The organism is Chloracidobacterium sp. D, from assembly GCF_018304685.1.
Classification (GTDB): Bacteria; Acidobacteriota; Blastocatellia; order Chloracidobacteriales; family Chloracidobacteriaceae; genus Chloracidobacterium; species Chloracidobacterium thermophilum.
On sequence record NZ_CP072634.1, the window covers coordinates 1,680,688 to 1,700,873 of the forward strand.

The 20,186-nt window shown below is 63.3% G+C and carries 15 protein-coding genes and 1 tRNA gene; 8 read left to right on the forward strand and 8 right to left on the reverse strand.

Annotated elements, in window-relative coordinates; all coding sequences use genetic code 11:
- Positions 1–5: 5 nt before the first annotated feature.
- Positions 6–2,024 (reverse strand): tetratricopeptide repeat protein, encoded by a 2,019-nt coding sequence (locus J8C01_RS07005; protein WP_211431453.1) that lies wholly within the window; start codon positions 2,022–2,024, stop codon positions 6–8.
- A 4-nt stretch (positions 2,025–2,028) separates the two neighbouring features.
- Positions 2,029–3,090, reverse strand: coding sequence for an ABC transporter permease (locus tag J8C01_RS07010; protein WP_014099931.1), 1,062 nt, complete (start codon positions 3,088–3,090; stop codon positions 2,029–2,031).
- Between the two features lie 184 nt (positions 3,091–3,274).
- Here J8C01_RS07010 and J8C01_RS07015 point away from each other — a divergent pair, with 184 nt between their 5' ends.
- Entirely contained in the window at positions 3,275–4,129 is an 855-nt protein-coding gene (locus J8C01_RS07015; protein ID WP_014099932.1) for a DUF445 domain-containing protein, read from the forward strand.
- Positions 4,130–4,179: 50 nt separating this feature from the next.
- Here the strand turns inward: J8C01_RS07015 and J8C01_RS07020 are convergent.
- Positions 4,180–4,253: transfer RNA gene (locus J8C01_RS07020), tRNA-Arg, on the reverse strand.
- Between the two features lie 72 nt (positions 4,254–4,325).
- Positions 4,326–5,039 (reverse strand): DUF2499 domain-containing protein, encoded by a 714-nt coding sequence (locus tag J8C01_RS07025; protein ID WP_211431454.1) that lies wholly within the window; start codon positions 5,037–5,039, stop codon positions 4,326–4,328.
- Positions 5,040–5,163: 124 nt separating this feature from the next.
- On the opposite strand from J8C01_RS07025, the gene J8C01_RS07030 reads away from it, so the two are divergent.
- Positions 5,164–6,102 (forward strand): ABC transporter ATP-binding protein, encoded by a 939-nt coding sequence (locus J8C01_RS07030; protein ID WP_211424198.1) that lies wholly within the window; start codon positions 5,164–5,166, stop codon positions 6,100–6,102.
- A 28-nt stretch (positions 6,103–6,130) separates the two neighbouring features.
- Here the strand turns inward: J8C01_RS07030 and J8C01_RS07035 are convergent, their stop codons facing one another.
- Positions 6,131–7,624: a mechanosensitive ion channel family protein gene (locus J8C01_RS07035; protein ID WP_211431455.1), complete on the reverse strand. Its 1,494-nt coding sequence runs from the start codon at positions 7,622–7,624 to the stop codon at positions 6,131–6,133.
- 188 nt (positions 7,625–7,812) lie between these two features.
- Here J8C01_RS07035 and J8C01_RS07040 point away from each other — a divergent pair, with 188 nt between their 5' ends.
- A complete protein-coding gene (locus J8C01_RS07040; RefSeq protein ID WP_211431456.1) occupies positions 7,813–8,766 on the forward strand; it encodes an FAD-dependent oxidoreductase in 954 nt (317 codons plus the stop codon).
- A 49-nt stretch (positions 8,767–8,815) separates the two neighbouring features.
- Here the strand turns inward: J8C01_RS07040 and J8C01_RS07045 are convergent, their stop codons facing one another.
- Positions 8,816–12,667: a UvrD-helicase domain-containing protein gene (locus J8C01_RS07045; protein ID WP_211431457.1), complete on the reverse strand. Its 3,852-nt coding sequence runs from the start codon at positions 12,665–12,667 to the stop codon at positions 8,816–8,818.
- A 136-nt stretch (positions 12,668–12,803) separates the two neighbouring features.
- On the opposite strand from J8C01_RS07045, the gene J8C01_RS07050 reads away from it, so the two are divergent.
- The 5 genes from J8C01_RS07050 to J8C01_RS07070 all read left to right on the forward strand — a co-directional run bounded on the left by J8C01_RS07050 (position 12,804) and on the right by J8C01_RS07070 (position 18,218).
- Positions 12,804–13,817, forward strand: a complete 1,014-nt coding sequence (locus J8C01_RS07050) for a thiamine pyrophosphate-dependent dehydrogenase E1 component subunit alpha (RefSeq protein ID WP_211431458.1) — start codon at positions 12,804–12,806, stop codon at positions 13,815–13,817.
- A gap of 27 nt (positions 13,818–13,844) precedes the next feature.
- On the forward strand, positions 13,845–15,404 hold the full coding sequence (locus J8C01_RS07055; protein WP_211431459.1) for an FAD-dependent thymidylate synthase: 1,560 nt from the start codon (positions 13,845–13,847) through the stop codon (positions 15,402–15,404).
- Between the two features lie 175 nt (positions 15,405–15,579).
- A complete protein-coding gene (locus J8C01_RS07060; RefSeq protein ID WP_211431460.1) occupies positions 15,580–16,461 on the forward strand; it encodes a hypothetical protein in 882 nt (293 codons plus the stop codon).
- Positions 16,462–16,494: 33 nt separating this feature from the next.
- Positions 16,495–17,316, forward strand: a complete 822-nt coding sequence (locus J8C01_RS07065) for a phosphatidate cytidylyltransferase (RefSeq protein WP_211431461.1) — start codon at positions 16,495–16,497, stop codon at positions 17,314–17,316.
- 80 nt (positions 17,317–17,396) lie between these two features.
- A complete protein-coding gene (locus J8C01_RS07070; RefSeq protein WP_014099942.1) occupies positions 17,397–18,218 on the forward strand; it encodes a tetratricopeptide repeat protein in 822 nt (273 codons plus the stop codon).
- Positions 18,219–18,232: 14 nt separating this feature from the next.
- Here the strand turns inward: J8C01_RS07070 and J8C01_RS07075 are convergent, their stop codons facing one another.
- Together J8C01_RS07075 and J8C01_RS07080 are read right to left on the reverse strand one after the other, a co-directional pair.
- Positions 18,233–19,192, reverse strand: coding sequence for an AAA family ATPase (locus J8C01_RS07075; RefSeq protein ID WP_211431462.1), 960 nt, complete (start codon positions 19,190–19,192; stop codon positions 18,233–18,235).
- A gap of 19 nt (positions 19,193–19,211) precedes the next feature.
- Positions 19,212–20,147, reverse strand: coding sequence for a Uma2 family endonuclease (locus J8C01_RS07080; RefSeq protein ID WP_211431463.1), 936 nt, complete (start codon positions 20,145–20,147; stop codon positions 19,212–19,214).
- Positions 20,148–20,186: the final 39 nt, after the last annotated feature.

Genomic DNA, 20,186 nt, shown 5'->3' on the forward strand with positions numbered 1-20,186 from the left:
CCGGCTCAGGGTGCCAGCGCGGCTTCAAAGCCTTCGAGCGAGCCATGCAGACGCTTGTACACGGCTTCCAGTTTGGTGCGGCGCTCGGCAGCCGTCGGGGCCTGGGCGTCGTAGCCGAGCCGGTACGCCTCGAAGGCTTCCGCGTCCTGCTTCATTGCTTCAAGAACCGTCCCCAACCGCCAGGCGGCTTCACGGCGTGACGGCGCATTCGGATAGGCTTTCACCGCCTCACGCAGCCGGACGGTGGCGGCCGCCGTCTCGCCCTGCCTGTAAAGTATCCAGCCCAGTGTCATCTGCGCGCGCACGTAAAACTCCGCCAGGCGGTCTTCGGCCCGTGGGCTGTCCACGCCTCCCCCGGCCACCCGCGCGGCATCCGACGCAGCATCAATAGCCTGTCGGGCAAAACGTTCGGCAATACCGAGTTCCCCCACTTCAGCGAGCATCCCGGCAGCGCGCAACAAGCGCCATCCCCGTCCGGGGTCTTTACCGGCGACAAACTCCTTGGCTGCGAGTTCAAGTGGCGAATCAGTCAGTCCGCTCTTTGGCAGGCTGCCGGCGCGGGCCTGTTTGGCCAGCAGGGCAAAGCGTACGTAACGCTCGATAAATGCCATTTCCTCGTCGGTAAGCAGCGGGGAAGCCACCAGCAATGAGGCGCGGCGTTCGAGGTCGAGCAACCGCGAGAGACGTGCGCTGCGCACCGGCAGCGTCCCGCCCAGAACGGCCTCAAATTCGCCGTCGGGTGTGACCTTGAGAAAGGCTTCAAAGGGTTCCAGCGCCTGTTCGTAGGCGTTGGCCAGAATCAGTGTCGCCCCCAGTTCAAACTGGAGCGTCGCAAACTGGGCGGTTTGCAGGGCTTCGCCCAGAATGTTCTCCGCCTCGGCCAAGTCGCCGGCCCGCCGCATCAGATGGGCTTCGACGATGCGCAGCCAGGGATAGTTCGGCTGAAGGCGCTTGGCCTGCGTGCCAGCGGCGATGGCGGCGGCCACATTCCCGTTGGCGGCATGCGTGTAGGCCAGTTGGGTCAGAAAACGCACATCCCGGGGATTGATGGTGAGCATACGCGCCATGGGGGCAATGGCTTCACTTTCCTGTCCCCGGGCCAGATAGCACATCGCCAGCCCGCCCCACGCCGTCGGGTGCTCCGGCTCGATGTCAAGCTGTCGGCGGTAGTTGGCTTCAGCTTTTTCGTAATCCCCGGCTGCGCGCTGGAGATCAGCCAGCGCCGCCCAGGCCACCCGGCTTTTTGGATCGAGTTCAAGCGCCCGCTGAAAGGCGGCAGCCGCATCGTCCAGACGGAGGCCCATCTGATAGGCCACGCCCAGACTGTGCCACAGCGTTGCAGATGTGGCATCAAGTTCGAGAGCGCGCTTGAACACTTGCTGAGCGTCGGCCGGGACTTCCAGACTCAGGTAAAACAGCCCGACCTGTTCGAGCGCCTTGACTTCGTTCCAGGCCCGGGACTGAAACTCGCGCATCAGCAGGACAGCTTCCGTACGCCGCCCCTGCGTTGCCAGCAGCAATGGCATCGGCAGGATGAGCGATTGAAAGACAGGGGCGGCTTCCGCTTCGGGCAACATGTTGAACGCCTGGCGAAACGTGCGCTGCGCCGCTTCGACATCCCCGGCGCGCAACTGCTGCTCACCAAGCTGGCCCTGTACGCGCACGAGCGCCTTCCGGGCCGCACGCTGAAGCGGCGAGACCGGGTGGGTCCGCAAAAACGTCTCAAGCTGGTGGGCCTGTTCGTCAAGCGTCGCGGCGGCAAGGGCTGCGTCGAGGTCCATCTGCTCACGCAGCAGGTCGCTGGTGGTCGTGGGGGGTGTCAACACCACCATGGACACTGGCGGTTCGTCACGGGTCGGTTCCGTCGCGGCCGGCGGCTTGGGGCGGGAAGTGCCGGCCGCCGCGCCGGATTGGGCTGGAACGAACTGGGCCACGGCCACGGAAGCCGGCCAGCCCAGAAGACAACACAGGGAAACACAGCGGACAGCACGGCGCAGCACAGCAGCAGGTATGGAAGGCAGCATAGGTTCAGACTTCAGACTTGGTGAGCCGGGCAAAGGCCGCGCGCACCGGATATTCACAAGCCACGCACAGGATGATGACCGCCTGTAAAACAATCGTCAGGTCCTTGGAAACGCGGTCGGTAAAAATCCCGATGAAAAGCTGGGAGCGAATCAACGCGCCGAACAGAATCGCCGCCAGCACGATGCCCACCGGATGGTTGCGCCCCAGCAAAGCGACGGCAATGCCGGTGAAGCCGTAGCCCGGCGAAAAACCATCGTAGTACCGATGCCGGTAGCCCAGCACCTCGCTGGTGGCCACCAGCCCGGCCAGCGCCCCGCTGAGCGCCATGGCCAGCACCATGTTGCGTGGCACACTGATGCCGCCATACTCGGCCGCCGTCGGACTGCTTCCGACGGCACGCAGTTCATAGCCCCATTTCGTTTTCCAGAGAAAGACATAGACAGCGGCACAGGCCAGCAGGGCGATGAAAAAGCCCAGGCTCAGCGGGATGCGTTCGGGAATGGCCGGAATCAACCGGTGCATGCGCGCCAGCCAGGCCCCCGGCACAATTTCGTGCGTCTGGAGAATCGGATCGCCCGCCTCGCGGTAGTGATACTGCACCAGGTAACTGACCAGACCAGCGGCGATGAAGTTCATCATGATGGTGTTGATGACTTCATGCGCGCCAAAGCGCGCTTTGAGCAGTCCCGGCACAGCCGCCCACAGGGCACCGGCCAGCATTGCCGCCAGAATGCAGGCCGGCAGCAGCAGCGGTGACGGGAGACTCGTCAGCGTGAAGCCCACCCAGGCGGCCGCAAAGGCCCCGACCGTGAGTTGCCCCTCTGCGCCGATGTTGAGCAAACCGCACTTGAAGGCCACCGCCACGGCCAACCCTGTAAAGATGAGCGGTGTCGCGTAAAAGAGCGTGTAACTGATGCCATCCAGAGAGCCAAAGGCGCTCGAAAAGAACAGCTCATACACTGCCAGGGGACTGTCGCCCATAACCAGAACAATGCCGCCCCCCAGAACGAACGCAAACACGACAGCCAGCGCCGGAAACAACAGATCGAGAACAAACTTTTTCATCAGTGCCCTACCAGACATCACCACCGGGATGCCCTACGATACCACCAAATCCCGCGCCTGATTTCCAGATGCAAAGCATCCCGGCGGCGGGTTACACTGCCGGACGCAGCCACCGGCGCGCGGCAGCCACGGTTTCACCCGGCCGCGTGCAACCTTGTCCCGGCATCCTACACGGCGCACGGTCATGAACTTCCTGCGCTTGCTTTTCGATTGCAGCCCCCTGCTCATCGCTACGGCACACGGTTACGGCGCGGCCTGGCTGGCGGTCAGGATGCTCTTTCGCCCGCTCAAGCCGGTTTATGTCTTTGGCTGGAAACTGCCGTTTACGCCGGGACTGCTTCCGGCCGAACGGGAGCGTTTCGTGGATGCCCTGGCCGGCGTCATTGCGGAAAAGCTTCTGACGGCGGACATCCTGGCGGCTGCCTTCCATGAACTCCGGCTGGACACCGACGTGGAACGGCTCGCCCGCTCGCGCTATGCCGAACGGTCGCAGCCCGACGCCCTGCTTCCGGCCGTCGCCGGGCGCATCACGGAGATGCTGACCACACTCAAAAACTCCTCCGAGGCCAAGTGGCGTATTGCCCACGAACTGCGCGCCGTGGTCATCCGGCGGCTCGAACGCGATTACCACCCGGCCGTCCGCCAGACGGCGACCTTTCTGGTGGGCGATGCCCTGGTGTACCGCATTGTGGACCGCGCTATCAACAACCTGGCTGACCAGCTCTCCGAAAGTATGGCCATCCGGGAAGTCATGGACGAAGCCCTGCGCCGCCTGCCGGAAGCCATCTTCACCAGCGAGCGCCCCCTGCAACAGCGCATTGCCCAGGACATCGTCCGTCACCTCAGCGAACGCCTCGACATCAAGGGCATCATCAAGCGGCGTTTTGAGACCTTCTCGAATGACATCTTTGAGAGTCTCGTCTATGAAACAGCCGGACGGGAACTGCGGGGCATCATGGTGTTTGGAACGTATGTCGGTTTTGCGGTCGGCGTCCTCCAAACCGGCGTCAACCTCTGGCGCACTCTGGCCGGTCATTAGCTGCCAGCAGCCACTCCCACGGCACGGCCTCGGCCATACCCGCCGGTGGATGCGCCCGGAGAGACTCGAACTCCCAACCCTCAGATCCGAAGTCTGATGCTCTATCCAATTGAGCTACGGGCGCAGACGCGGCCGGCGTTCTGCCGTATAGCGCGCCGCGGCCGGGCTTTTCAAGCGTCTGCCAAGGGAACGGTTTTCAGGCTGGGACAGTCGTCGCCAGCGCTGGCGCAGTTTCCAGCGACCGCAATGACCGCCGCAACCCAAGCACCAGCACCAAATTGGCCACCGTCATCGTGCCCTCGGCAATGCCGTGCAGCCAATCCACATGGGTCAATGACGGCGCGCGATAGACCGTCCGTGCCACAATGCTTAGGGCAATGGTGACGACGACAAACAGGATGAGCAGCCCGTACCCGACAATCGTCTGGACGTTGAAGGCCGCGCGGTCCCACCGCCGGTTGACCGCCAGAAAGACCACGAACAGCAGGTAGGCCAATCCGGCCGACTGAATCATTGCGCCCCGCGTCCCGCCATAGGGCAGCCAGGCCCGCGCCAGCAGAAAGCCGCCGACAGTCAGCGTCGCCACGGCCGTGGCGGCCAGAACGAACCGTGGGTAGCGCCGCGGCCATTCGCGCAGATGCAGCGCGGCCGTCGCCAGCCCAACACTTCCGATGAGTGTCAGCAGTTCGTGCGTACGTGGAATCCACATCAGGCTGGTGTTGTCGTCAGTGGCATGCCAGGCCAGAACGCACATCCCGGCGCCCCAGTGCGGCAGCATCGCCACGGCCACGCGCCGGATGTCTGTCCGGCCCAGCACCGTTCCCAACCGCCACACCAGGGCGATGGCCAGCGTCCACTCGGTCACACTGGCAATGTGAATGCCCCATACCGGGGGTGACAGCAAACTCATGGCGGCACCTCCCCACGAACGAAGTGGCCCACAAACGAAGTGGCGGTTGAATCAACCTCCCGTTTTCACCATACTGCGCCCACCGTACGAAAAGGGCCAGAAATGTTTGCGGAAAAAGCCAGCGATGCGACCGGTCGTTGAAATCGAGCAGCTTTCCATGGAGTACGTCACTGGCTTCTGGCGCAACAAGCGCGTCCGGTCACTGGTTGACCTGAGCCTTGAAGTCTATGCCGGCGAAGTCTTCGGGTTTCTCGGCCACAACGGTGCCGGAAAGACGACGACGCTCAAAATCCTCATGCGAATTGTCTATCCGACGGGTGGCACGGCGCGGATTCTCGGCTGCCCGCTGGATGACATGAGCATGCGGCGGCGCATTGGCTACCTGCCGGAGTCGCCGTACTTCTACGACTACCTGACCGGGTGGGAACTGCTTGACTACTTCGGCCGGCTCTGCGGTCTGGATGCGGCGCAGCGGGCCCGGCGCATTCCCGAAATGCTGGCGCTGGTTGGCATGCAGCATGCCGCCCACCGTCCGCTGCGCAAGTATTCCAAGGGCATGCTCCAGCGGATCGGCATTGCCCAGGCTATTCTGCACGACCCGGAAGTGGTCTTTCTGGACGAACCGATGACGGGACTTGATCCCATTGGACGGCGGGAAGTCCGCGACATCATGGCCAACCTGCGGGACCAGGGCAAAACGGTGTTTTTCTCGACGCACATCCTGTCGGATGTCGAGGCGCTCTGCGACCGCGTGGCCATTCTCAAGCAGGGCCGCCGCGTGGCCTATGGGACGCTGGCAGAAATTCAGGCGGGCCGGGCGGCCACGCTTGAAATCGTGGCCACAGAGACAACACCCGAAGCCGTGGCGGCACTGGAGCGTTTTGCGGCGCGCCTTCGCCGGACAGCCGCCGGGTTGCACTGCGAGTTGAAATCAGCCGACCAGGTGGGCGAAGCCGTCGCCGAGCTGCACCGCCACGGCGGACGCCTGGTTTCCATCACGCCGATCAAATCCGCGCTGGAAGAATTTTTCGTCCGGGACGAAACCCTCAGCGAGACCTTCTGACCGCCGGCCAAAGAGGTTTGCCGGCGCGTCATTCCAGCGCGAACAACCGCTTGATTTGCGCCAGCAACTGCATTGATTTCCGGTCCATGGCCATATCCGGCACAGCCGCCGAACGCGCTGCCTCAAGGCTCAGGCGACGCGCTTCCAGACGTTCCGCCAGCACCCGGCTGAAGGTCTCCGCCAGCCGGGGGTTGGTTCGCAGCAGGTGGCAGAACACATCCCGGTGAATGGTGCGGACGGTCACTTCCCCAACCGCGCGAATTGTGGCCGAACGCGGCTCGCCGGTCATCAGCGCCATTTCGCCAAAGCAATCGGGAGCGTGCATCTGTCCGACTTCCAGCCCATCCACTTCAACGCATACCGTCCCGGCTTCCAGAATGAACAGGGCGTCTCCCGGCTCACCCTGCCGCACCAGGGCTTCGCCCGGCGCATAGCGCAACAACCGCATCCCTTCGGCTGCGACCAGGCGTTCGGACTTGGACAGGCAGGCCAGCAACGGCACGGCCCCAAGCAACTGTTCCGAGGCGGCCACAAGCTGCTGCTGCTTCACCTCCGGCGACACCGGCCGCCGCAGCTCGATTCCCGTCAGGGGCAGCGGCAACTCAACCGCCGCCCGGTCCAGGGCATACCACGCCCGGTCGCGCACCAGACTGGCAATGGCTTCCCGCCGCCCGAAGTTCGTAATGAAGTAGCGGATGGCGTAGCGGATAGTCGCATTTTCGAGAAAAGCGAAGGTGGCCACGACCGGCGGCGGGTCGGCGCAAATCTCCGGGATGTCCCGTATTGCCGCCAGAATGACCGCCCGTACCCGCTCCGGCGGAATGTGGTAGGGTGCCTGCACAAAAACCGTCTGCCGTGCCAGGGAAGACGGTTTCGTATAGGTCACAATCTGGCTTTTGGCCAGCAACCCGTTGGGAATGGTCACTTGCTCCTGATCGAGAGTGAAAATCCTGACGGCGCGCCAGTTGATTTCCACGACTTCGCCGGCCCGCTGCCCGTCATCGAGCTGAATCCAGTCGCCGACTTCAAAGGGCTGCTGCACCTGCAAGGTCAGTCCGGCCACGATGTTGCCCAGCGTATCCTGCAGCGCCAGACCAATGATGGCCGTAAACAGTGCCGATGTGACGAGCAGGGATGTCACCTGCACGCCAGACCAACTCAGCGCCAGCAGGGCCACAGCGGCATAGACAATCCCCTGAATGATGTCCCGGAAAATCCGTTCTGCCGTCAGCCCCAACCGCCGGGCAATCCCGGCATCGAAAAAGGCCAGAACCGACAACCGCCCCAGCGCCAGAGCCAGACCGATAGCCGAGAGGTGACGAAAGAGCGCCGGCGGGGCAAAGCTGGACAGGAAGGCATCCGCCAGCGCCGCCGCCACCGCCACGGCCACACACCACGCCGGAAAACGGAGCGCCTCCCGCACGTCCGCCGGGGCGGTTTTCCTGATGAACAGCATGGTCAGCGCGGCCGTCAGCACACCAACCACAATCCACCAGTAATAGGTAAAGTCCGTCAGGTTCATTGGAGGTCTTCCGCCCAGCCTTTCACCGGGGAAGTCTGCGCCCCCGGTTGTAAAGGCCACGGGCCACGGCTGGCAAGCGCCACACCGCCACGGCAGCGCGATTTCCCCGGCCAGTTTGCGTGACTTTGACTCGCGCCGTCCTGCCGGACATTATCGGTCACTGACATTTTTCAACCGCTCATCCCACTATGGTTACTTCCCGTTCGGCACTGGTCATCGGCTGTGGCATCTCCGGGCTGGCCTGCGCCCGGCGACTGCAAGCCGCCGGCTACCACGTCACCATCATCACCCGCGAACAGCCAAAATCCACAACTTCCAACGTCGCTGCGGCGCTCTGGTATCCCTACCGCTGCGCTCCCCGCGAAAAAGCCCTGCCATGGTCGAAGGCCACCTTTGAAGAACTCCTGCGCCAGCACCGGGACGGCGTTCCGGGCGTCACCCCGACGACGTTCATCGAGCTTTTTGACCACGACCGCCCCACACCCTGGTGGGCCGAAGCGACCGGCGGCGTCACCCGTCTCACCGGAAACGACCTGCCGCCCGGTTATGCCGTCGGCTTTGCCGCCACTGTACCGGTCGTGGAAACACCACTGTATCTCCCCTACCTCGTGGAACAGTTCTCAGCGGCAGGCGGCACACTCCAGCTCGGCGAAATCACCAGTCTGGATGAGGCCTGCGCTGCGTACCCGCTGGTCATCAACTGCTCCGGTCTGGGGGCACGGACGCTCGCCAATGACCCCGAAGTGTTCCCGATCCGCGGGCAGGTGGTACGGGTTTCCAATCCCGGCGTACGGCGTGCCCTGACCGATGACGACGGCCCACGCCGCATCAGCTACATCATCCCACGCCAGACGGATGTCATTCTGGGCGGCACGGCGCTGCCCCACGTCTGGGATACCACTCCCGATGCAGCGACAACCGAAAGAATCTTGCGCCACTGCCGCGAGCTTGAGCCAGCGCTGGCCTCAGCACAGGTGCTTGAAGTGCGGGTCGGGCTGCGTCCGGGGCGGACGGCCGTCCGCCTGGAACGGGAACACCGTGGCGCAGGGGTCGTCATTCACAACTACGGCCACGGCGGCGCCGGCTTCACCCTCGCCTGGGGCTGTGCGGACGAGGTGCTTCACTTGGCGCGTGCAACGTAACCTGCCCCCGGCGGCGGGGCTTCACACCGGCTGACACGGCGCGTACGGCTTAGCGGATGGCATCGGCACAAACATTGGCATAGCGGCAAAGCTGACACCGCGCGCCGGGTTTGGCCTCGAAGTCGGTTTCGGCAAACGTCCGAATCGCCACCAGCTCGCTGATGACCTTGTTGACCGCGTGGGCAGCGGCTTCCTTTCCGGCCTGATTGGCCGGCAGTTCAAACTTCTCATCCGGGGCCAGAAAGTGCAGCGTGGCGCGTACTTCCTTCACGTTGGGCGTCAGTTCCCACAGCGCCAGGGCGTAGATTTGCAACTGCAAGCGGTACCAGGCGACCTTTTCAGCCTTTTCCGCCGCAAAGCCTGGGGCTCCGGGCCGGGTCGCAAAGGCATTGGTCTTGAAATCCACCACGTGCGCCGTCACCCCCTGCCCGCCGGGACGGGGCGTGATCAGCACCTTGTCCATGGCTCCCGTGACCAATGCCGCGTCGCACCGGATGGTGAAGACGCGCTCACTCCAGACTTCGCAGCCGCTGGACGGCTCCCGCGCCTGACGCTGTACCGCATCAATTTCCTTCCGAAAGTCGCTTTCGGCATATCGCTTTGCCAGCCACCACACGTCGTCTAGGATGGCCTCGTCATCAAGCATCACACCTTCCAGCCGTCCCTCCGCCCGCAGCGACGCCACGGCGCGTCGCAGGGCCGCCCGCAGCGCCTGGTCATCGGTATCTTCGGGTTGCAGGTCCTCGCACAGCCTGTGAACGATGAGACCACGTATGGCCGGCGAAAGCCGCGCCTGCCCCTCCGGGCGTTCGGTATCTTCGACGGGCCGGCGCTCCAGCCCGGCCTCGTCTTCCAGCGGGTCGAGAAAGCGCGCAAAGTAGTATTGGCGGGGGCAGTGGGCAAAGCTGTTCAACTGGGCCACCGAGTAGTGATACTGCCCATGTATGGCTTTCGGGTCAGGCGCAACCGTTTCCAGTTGGTCCTCAAGTTGACGGATAAGTTCCCGGCGTGCCCGTTCGCGCTGCCTGGCATCGGCTGCCGCCTGCGCGACAAACGCCTCCCGGCTGGATGGTTCCGGGAGCGGGGTTGGGTCTGCATTCCCTGGCACGGCCGGGGCGCTGTCCCGCAGGACGAGAATCCGGGCCGCGTCGAGTTGCACTTCCATCCCGGCAGGCCCCACGTCCGGGGGGGCGCTTCCGGCATCCTCTTCAGGCAGCAGCCACGGACTCAGCCAGTCCAGAAAACTCTGGACGGAACTGCCTTCCGCGTTTCCGGTTTTGGGTCGCGCCGCGGCCGAGAGAATGAGGGCGTCTTGGGCGCGCGTCATGGCGACGTAAAGCTGGCGCATCCGCTCGAACTGCTCCCGGCGCTCAATCCTTTCCAGCGCCAGGCTTTTCAGCGCCGTGGGCCGCCGCCGGCCGAGCAGGTCGGGCACATCGAAGCCCAGACCGCTGTTCCGCTCGAAAACGAACTTCCCGGCGCTTTGCCGCCAGCGACGTTGCAAATCCGGCAGGACGACAACCGGAAACTCCAGCCCCTTGGACTTGTGAATCGTCAGCAGCGCCACGGCGTCAAGACCAAGTTCAAGCTGGGCTTCGGCTTCGCGGGCATCGAGGCGGCGAAACTCGCGGATGTAGGCAACGAAATCCCGCAGCAGATGCGTCTCGCGGCTGGCAAAGCCCTGGGCCAGCGCCACCAGCTTGTCGAGATTGGACAACCGCTGTGGGCCGTCTTCGGCCCCGGCGCACACGATGTCATAGCCTGTCCGGCGAATAGCCTGCTCGATGAGGTCAGGCAGCGGCAGGCGGTTTCGTACGGCCAGCAACTCTTCCAGAATTTCGACAGCCTCTTCCAGCAGGGCGCGCTGCTCACTGGCAAGTGCGGCCTGTTTCTGTTCGGCTTCGCGGCGCAGTTGGCTGTACAGCGAAACCCACTGGTCGGACGCATTGGCAGCCGTCCACCGCAGCCACAGCAGGGTTTCATCCGACAGCCCGAACAGCGGCGAGCGCAGGATGCCGGCCAGGGCAATGTCATCGGCACGATTGTCGAGAAACGCCAGCAGGTTCAGCAGGTCAGAGACCTCCGGGCGTCCGTAGAAGCCGTGCCCGGCGACGACATAGCACGGCACACCGGCCCGCCGCAGCGCGCGTTCGTAGGTCTTGACATCCGTCAGCGCCCCAAACAGGAAGGCAATGTCGCGGTAGGTCGGCGGCCGGGGCTTCCCCTGCGCGGTATTGACCAGCGGGATTTGCTGCTCCACCAGCTCCCGTACGTACCCGGCCAGCCGTTCGGACTCGATGTCACGCAGCGATTCGTCGTACGGCGAGGGCTTCTCATCGTCCTTCTTATCGTCCTTGGGCATTCCCGTGTAGAGAAAGACCACCGCCGGCCGTCCTGTATCAAGCGCCGGGCGAAAGGCCACACCCGGCTCATGCGCCACGAAGCCGCTCTGCCGCAGTTCGGCCGGCTGGCTTCCTGCTGGCGCGGCCATGATGCGGCTGAAGATGGCATTGAAAAAATCCACCAGGCGCGGGTCGCTGCGAAAGTTGACCTCCAGACGGAGATGCTGCCCCCCTTTTGCCGTCACCGAATCAATGGTTTCGTCAAAAACCTCGACTTCCGCCCCACGAAAGGCATATATGGATTGCTTGCGGTCGCCGACGAAGAAAAACGTCCGGTTGCCGCCGCTGGCAGGTTTGGACGTGAGAGCGTCGAGGCCGAGGTCTCCGAGAATATCCCGTTGAAGGTGATTCGTGTCCTGAAACTCATCCACCAGAAAGTGCCGGTAGCGTTCCTGGACGCGCCGTCGGATGTCGGCGGACTCCAGCAACTCACGCGCCCGCAGTTGCAGGTCCTCGAAATCGAGCGCCGCCGATTCGTTTTTGGCTTTGGTGTAGAGAAACTCCACGCTCCGCAACACTTGGAAGACCGCCTGCTGGTAGTCCCGCGCACAGACATCGAAATAGATGGCTTCGAGCTGTCCCCCGCCCTGGCTGCGGGTTCCGAGCGACTCCTGCAGCGGTTTGACCGCCTTGCCCACATTGCCGCGCGCAGCCGGCAGGGCTTCGCGCAACCGCGCCAGCGCCGCCAGAAACGCCGGCAACCCGTTCACTGACGGAGCCGCCGCCTGCAACCCATCGGCTTCCCGGTTCCAGACCGCCAGAAACGCCTCGGCTGCTTCCAGGGTTTTGCCGGTCTTTTTGGCGCGCTTTTCCTCGTCAATGGCCGTTTTCAGCGCCGCCACATGCTGCTCTACGGACTGCAAGGCGGTTGTGTAATCAGCCAGCGTCAGAGTGTTCTGCGCGGTGATGCGCTCGGCTTCGTCCAGAGGAATACCCAGGCTGCGGAGCTGGTTGAACACCTGCTTGAGTTCGGCAATGAGCGTTGCCCGGCCATAAGCCGCCACCAGTTCCGCCACCCGGTCATCACCCTGGTCAATCGCGCCGGTGACGGCCTGCTGCGCCGCCTGATCGAGCATGACGGCCGCCGTGTATTCATCAAGCGTGGTAAAGGTCGGATCAACTTTAGCAGCAAGGGGAAACTCGTGCAGCAGCCGCGAACAAAAGCTGTGAATCGTGCCGATGGCGGCGGCTTCAAGCTGGCGCTTGCGCTGCCGCCACAGAAGCTCTGCGCCTGTCCCCTGACAGGCCACAATCTGCTCCTCAAGGCGCTGCCGGATGCGCTCGCGCATTTCGTTGGCGGCCTTGTTCGTAAAGGTGATGGCTACGATGTTTTCGACGCCGACACCCGGCTGTTCGAGCAGGTGCAGGAAACGCTCGGTCAGCACGCGCGTCTTGCCGGCGCCCGGGCCGGCCGTGACGACCAGCGGGCGGTCAAGGACCTCGATGGCCGCCTGCTGGTCATCCGTCAAGCCTGTCGTGGGATTGAGTGTGACAACCATCGCTTTCACCTGAAAAACCAATACCGGCACCTGAAAAACCAATGCCGGGACGGCGCGCCGAAAACAACGTTCACCGGGCCGGAAGGATAGGCTATAGTCCGGCGTTTCATTTCATACTCCGTCTTACTCCCCTGCTATGTCACCTGAAGTTGTGGAATCACTGCCGGCCACCGTACCGCACCCGTCCCTTTCACGGGAACAACAGCACGAAATTTACCACTACCTCAAGCTCACCCGGTTGCTCGAAGAGCGGCTCGTCAACCTGTACCGCCAGACGAAAGTTGTTGGCGGGCTGTATCGTTCGCTGGGTCAGGAAGCCACGGCCGTCGGGAGCGCCTACGCACTGGACAAGTCACACAACGACATGATTGCCCCGCTCATTCGTGACCTTGGAGCGATGCTGGTCATGGGCGCTACGCCACGGGAACTGCTCCTGCAATACATGGCCAAGCGCGACAGCCCCACCCGTGGGCGCGACCTGCAGATTCACTTTGCAGATTTACGGCGCGGCTTCATCGGTCCCATTTCACACCTGGGCGACATGCTGCCGGTGATGTGCGGCATTGCGTTGGGCTCCCGTCTGCGGCGCGAATCGCGCGTCTGTCTGGTCTATATGGGCGATGGCGCTTCCTCGACCGGCGCGTTTGCCGAAGGCATGAACTTCGCCGCTGTGCAGCGGCTTCCCGTGGTCGTCATCGTCGAAAACAACGGCTACGCCTACTCAACGCCAACCAGCCGCCAGATGGCCGTCGAGCGCATTGTGGACAAAGCCGTGGGTTTTGGCGTCCGGGGTGAACGGGTTGACGGAAACGACGTTCTCGCGGTGTACGATGTCACACGGCGGGCTGTCGAGCACGCCCGTGCCGGCGGCGGTGTCACGCTCATCGAGGCCGTCACTTTTCGGATGAAAGGCCACGCCGAGCACGACGACCAACGCTACGTGCCGAAAGAACTGCTGGCGGCGTGGGCCGCCAAAGACCCTCTGCAACGCTATGAGCGGTATCTGCTCGAAACCGGACTGGCGACGCCGGACGAACTGGAAGCCATCACGCAGCGGATTTCCCGGCAACTCGATGACGACGTAGCCTTTGCGGAAGCCAATCCCATGCCCGAACCGGCTTCGGCGCTGCTCGATGTCTATGCGTCCTGACCACCATCTGCCACGAAAGGTCTGGTCATGTCCATTGCCCTTCCGTCGCCTTCGTTTCGTTCCGCGCCGCCGCTGGTCAGCCTGACCAAAGCCTTTCCGACGCCTTTCAAAAACGTCATTGCCACGGCGCGGACGTGCTATTCGGCGCGCGGCATCGTCCGCGACGAAGACATCCAGACTGGATTTGAGCCGCTGGCGCAGAGCATCTACGAAGCCGGACACCACACCACCTACCAGCACGCCCACTTCCAGTTTGCCCTGGCGAATGTGTCGCGGCAGTTCATCTGGAGCTTTCTGCACGCCCATCCGTTTTACAACTCCGAGCAGGTCAGCCAGCGGTACGTGCCGGTCAAACCGGGGACGTACTTCATTCCCGCGCTGTCTGGCGAGGCGCTGGCCGTGTACGAAGCGGCCATTGCGCGCCAGTTCGACGCCTACCGGACGCTGAGCGAGCGCTTGCAGTTGGTCGTCGCAGCCGAATACCGCAAGCTGTTTTCCAAACACGACCCGCAGCACCCCAAAGTACGCCGCAAAATCGAGAAGCGCGCCATGGAGGTCGCGCGGTACGTCCTGCCCGTGGCCACCTTTGCCTACCTGTACCACACGGTTTCGGGCATCACGCTGCTGCGCTACTGGCGGCTGTGCGAGCAGTACGACGCACCTGAAGAAACGCGCGCCGTGGTAGGTGCGATGGTGGCGGCGCTGCTGGCGCACGATCCGCTCTACCAGACGGTGCTGGAAGACCCCCTGCCCCTGGAAGCCACGCTGGAGTTCGACTTTGCCGGGTGGGGAACCTCTGACGGGCAGCGGCAGGTCTTCCGGCAGGAATTCGATGCGAGCCTGGGCGGGCGGATTTCGCGCCTTGTGGATTGGAAGCCGCAGAATGAAACCCTGCTGGCGGCGGCCGTCCGGGAAGTTCTGGGACTGCCGGCAGCGGCGCTGTCCGATGATGACGCCGTGGCGCTCGTCCTTGATCCGGCGCGCAACCGGCTGCTGGGTGAAAAACTCAACCTGACGACGCACGCGAAGCTGACGCGGGCGCTGGCGCATCCGCACTACACTTTCCGCAAGAAGCTGAGCCACACAGCGGATTCACAGGACCAACGCCACCGGTTGACGCCCGGCTCGCGCCCCCTGCTGGTCGGACATCTCGACGCCGAGCCGGATTATGAAACCCCGGCGCTTATTCATCTTGATGAACAACTGGAGCGGTTTTACCGCGAGACCATGGCGCGGACGTGGGAAGCCATCGGACGGCTGAAGGCACTGGGCGTGGCGGCCAGCGATGCGGCCTATCTGCTCCCCAATGCTGTCTCGATCCGCTTCACGGAGTCGTCTGACCTGCTCAACCTGCACCACAAGCACCGCATGCGGTTGTGTTACCTGGCGCAGGAAGAAATCTGGCGGGCGTCAGTCGAAGAAGCCCGGCAGATTCGGGAGGTCAATCCCCGGATTGGGCGCTGGCTGCTTCCGCCCTGTGGTCAGCGCGCCGCAGCCGGAGTGCGTCCGATCTGCCCGGAGGGCGAGCGGTTTTGTGGCGTCCGCGTGTGGAAGCTCGACCTGATGGACTACCGGCGTACGTTTTAGGCCCGGCAGACGCGGCCCGGCTTTCGGAAGGCCCGTCGACGCACAGGCTGGCAGGTGAAGCCCGGCAGCGGATGAAGCACCATCGCGGCCGCAAGAAAGTTCCCTTGCTTGACAGGCTATGGCCAGACATCTATGTTCGGCCACTTGACTTTATATCCAAGGCAAGGACTGTTTCATGGCGATTGGTGTCAAGCTCACGACCACGCGCAACAAGGAAAAAGCCAAAGCCAAAGCGGCGCAGGCTGCAACGGCCGCGCCGCCGATGACGCCGGAACGCGAAGAACTGCTCCGGCCGCCAGCGTTTGACCTTTTTCTCCAACGCATCCGCCAGGCGGTTGAAGAAACCGAACTCCCGTTAGGCAAAATCGGACTGGCGCTGCTCATGGTGGTTGTGGTTTCCGGCGGAGCCTACTGGTTTTACAGCTACAACCAGGCCAAGGGCGAGCAGGCATTTGCCGAGGCGCTGGCGATATACAACGCCGAAGTCAAGGAAGCGCCAAAGGAAGGTGAGGCAGCCGAAGATGAGCCGCCCGTTCCCGGCAAAAAGACCTACCCGGACGAAAAAACCAAGTACACCGAAGCGGCAGCCGCCTTTGACAAAGCTGCCGGCTACGCTTCGCAGAGTTTTATGAGCCGCTACTACGCGGCTTTGTGTCGGCTCAAGCTCGACCCGGCCCAGGGCATTCAGGCCCTGCGGGACCTCTCCGTAACTCCTGGTGCCGTCGGTCAGCTCGCCACCCTCGCGCTGGCGGATGCCTTGGCCGCCGAAGGCAAGGTGGATGAAGCCATTGCGCAGTATCAGCAACTCCGTGAGAAGTGCGCGCAGGCTGGCAACAATGCCGTGGTTTCGCCGGAGGTCATTGCCTTCGCACTTGGAAAGCTCTACGAAGCCAAACAGGACCCGGCGGCGGCCGTCAAAGAGTACGCCATTGCAGCCAAGTCACGCAGCATGGCACTGCTTGGGCAGCAGGCTTACCAGCGCCTGGCGGCGCTCGACCCGGAAATGGCCCGTCAGATGCCCGAACCCAAACAGGGCGGTGAAGACAACACCTTCTGAGGCGCTCGCTCCGACGGCGCAGCGCCCTGCCCAATGTCCAACCTTGCCTGGCGCGTCATCACGGCGCTCATCGCACTGCCGCTGTTGTTCTGGAGTATCTGGCTCCCGACGCCCTTTCTCTTTGTTGGCTTTGTCATTCTGGCCACGCTGTTCGGGCTGATTGAGTACTTTCACCTCGCCGAAAAACTGGGCTTCATTCCCTTTGTAAGCATTGGCATCTGCGGGCTGCTTGGCGTTCACAGTCTGTTCTATGTGCGCGCCATTGAATTTTTGCCGGCGCTGCTGGGCCTGCTGCTCGGCGCCACGATGGTGCAGGGCGTGCTCACCGAACGCGATTTCAAAAAGTCACTTCCTTCCCATGCGGCCACGCTGCACGGCGTCGTCTATGTGGGAGTGCTGTGTGGTTTTCTCATCGGCCTCAAGCGGCTTGAACCGCCGGAACTGGGCAGCCGGTTTCTGACATTTTTCTTCGTGGTCATTATGGCCGGAGACGTTGCGGCGTACTTCGTTGGCCGTGCCTTCGGGCGGCACAAGCTGGCGCCGCTGGTCAGCCCCGGAAAGACGATTGAAGGCGCCGTGGGCAACGTCGTTGGCAGCCTAGCGGCGGCCGTGGCGGTTCATTACGGGTTGTTTCCGGCACTCCCCCTCGCCCACGCCTTGGTTCTGGCCGTCGTAATGAACATTATCGGACAACTCGGCGACCTGTACGAATCGCTTCTCAAACGTGGCGCCGGCGCCAAGGATGCCGCTGCCGTGCTGCCCGGCCACGGCGGGCTGCTCGACCGACTCGACAGTTTGCTCTTCAATGCGCCGGTGCTTTATTACTATGCACAGTACGGCCTGCCCCCGACCTGACCGGGGGCAGCCCCAATGGATGTTTGACCAGGATCGGGCCTGCCGCCCCAGCCCATGCCCCCTGGCTCACAGGACAAAGCATGAAACCATCCACTCTGGCGGTTGCCGTGACGTGCCTCGTCATCGGCTTTTTCATCGGATTTGCCTACACCAACAGCCGCAACCGGGAGTTCATCCGCGAGCAGACCGAAAAAGCGCGGGCGGAAGCCTTTGCCGCCAGCAACCGGACGGCCGGCGGCGCAGCGCCCGATGATGACCTGCACCGCAACCCGAACGTGGAGACGGCGCTGGCTGAAGCCGCCAGCAAACGGGATGACTTCGACGCCCAAACCCGGCTGGGCATCTTTTTGGCCGAACATGGCCGCATTTCTGAAGCGCGGGAATGCTTCGAGGCCGCCGTCAAACTCCGCCCGGACGACTGGCAGGCGCTGGCCATTCTGGGACGGTTGCTCGCTGCCGAATCGAAATACCCGGAAGCCATCGCCCGGTTTGAAGCGGCCTACAAGCTACAACCGAACAACGGGCAGATCGTGGTGGGGCTGGCCAATGCGCTCTTTGACGCCAAACGCTACGAAGACGCCCAGAAGTGGTACGAAAAGGCGCTCACCCTGACGCCCAGGGATGTCAACGTCATCACCGATCTGGGTTTGACATACTACTTCCGCCGGCCACAGCAGTTGGACAAAGCGATGGCGTACTTCCGGCAGTCACTCAGCATTGACCCGAACCACACGCTTACGCTTCAGAACTACGCCATTGCCCTGCTCGATGCCAATCGTCCCGAAGAAGCCAGGCCCATCGTGGAAAAGCTGGAACGACTCGCACCCCAGAACGAAATGCTGCCGGCCATCCGGCAGCGGCTGGCCCAGGCAAACACGACCGGCAACATTCCGCCCCACTGACGGGACGGCCCAAACTAGCGTGGGACAGCCAAGCGCCGGATGATGTCCGTGATGATTTCATCGGGCGTGATGCCATCAATCTCGGCTTCGGAGCGCAGCACGATCCGGTGCCGTAGCACCGGCAGGGCCACGGCCTTGACATCATCCGGGGTGACGAACGTCCGCCCATCGAGCGCCGCCTGGACTTTCGCCGTGAGCAGCAACGCCACGGCCGCACGGGGACTGGCCCCCCACGTCAGGTTGGGCGCGGCCGGCGGCCGTGTGGCACGAACGAGATTGACCATGTAGCGGCGGACGCCTTCCTCAACGACGACATCCCGAACCGCTGCCCGGCACTGAAGAATGACGCTTGAATCCGGCAGGCACTCCAGCGGGAGCACGTCGAGCCGCCGGGCATTGAAGCCGCTGCTCCAGTTGGAGACCACCTGGACTTCCTCTTCCAGCGAAGGGTAATCCACGAGAATTTTCAGCAGGAAACGGTCTAGCTGGGCTTCGGGCAGGGGGTACGTGCCCTCGTACTCAATCGGATTCTGCGTGGCCAGCACCATAAACAGCGGTGACATGTGATGGGTTTCGCCATCCACTGTCACCTGCCGTTCCTCCATGGCTTCGAGCAGCGCCGACTGGGTTTTGGGCGGTGTGCGGTTGATTTCATCCGCCAGCAGCAGGTCGGTGAAAATCGGCCCCCGGCGAAAGGTGAACACGCCGGTCGCCGTGTTATAGACGTTCGTTCCGGTCACATCGGCCGGCATCAGGTCAGGGGTGAACTGGATGCGGTTGAACCCGGCCCCGATGACGCGCGCCAGGGTTTTGACAAGCAGCGTCTTGGCTGTGCCCGGTGGCCCTTCGAGCAGAACGTGACCTTCGGCCAGAAGTCCGGTGAGAATCTGGTCAATGATGACGTTTTGCCCAACGATGACGAGACGCAGTTGCCGCCGGATAAACTCGGCGACTTCCTGCACGGATGGCCCCATACCGGTTTCCTTTCCCAACCTATGTGCCGTTGGCGTCGAGTCCCAGTTCGCGCAGCCTGGCCGCCAGACGTTGCAAACGTGCTTCAGCGGCTTCGGCCCGCTGGCGCTCCGCTTCGGCCCGTTGCTGCTCCGCCTCAGCCCGTTGCCGTTCCAGTTCGGCCCGCTGGTGCTCGGCTTCCGCCCGCTGGCGCTCCGCCTCAGCCCGTTGCTGCTCCGCCTCAGCCCGTTGCCGTTCCAGTTCGGCCCGCTGGTGCTCGGCTTCCGCCCGCTGCCGTTCGGCTTCGATACGTTCCTGCGCCAGGGCCGCTTCCCGTGCGGCTTGCGACAGCCGCTGTAGTTCTTCCCGCAGGATGTCTTCGGGCATGGGCGGCGCCAGAATGGTCTCAACTGGCAGGGTCAGCCCGGCCAGTACCCGCGATGCCAGCACATCCCCCGGCTTGAGCACCTGCTCCTGATAGGTTGTGGCATCCTCCGCCAGATACAGCGCCACGACCTGCTTCCGGCGGCCGTCCACAATCCAGTACTCCGGAATCCGCCGCTGCTCATACTCGGCGCGCTTGTCGTAGTAATCGTCTTTCCAGTTCTCGCTTGTGACTTCGACCACCAGACGCATCGGCTCGCCAAGTCGCAGGACAGCCGGGCCGCCCTGCTTCAGCAGACGTTCCCAGTCGTGGCGGTCATACACGGCAATGTCCGGCAGGCGTGATGTGTCTTCCTCGGTCTGAACGCCGGCATTGACCCGCACCACATAGGGAAGGTCATGTGCGGCAATGAAGCGCATCATCATCGCAGCCAGAAAGCTGATGAGCAGTTCGTGCGCGGCCGTGGCCGTGGGCATAGGAACCAGCACCCCGCGCACCAGTTCGTAGCGGGTGTCCGTGCCATCGTCAAAACGCAGGTATTCCTCGAAGGACATCCGGCGTTCAACGGGCGGAGCCGAAGGCGCGCGTGACATCGTGCATCATCTCCCCAAAGGTTCTACGGTCAAGACGAC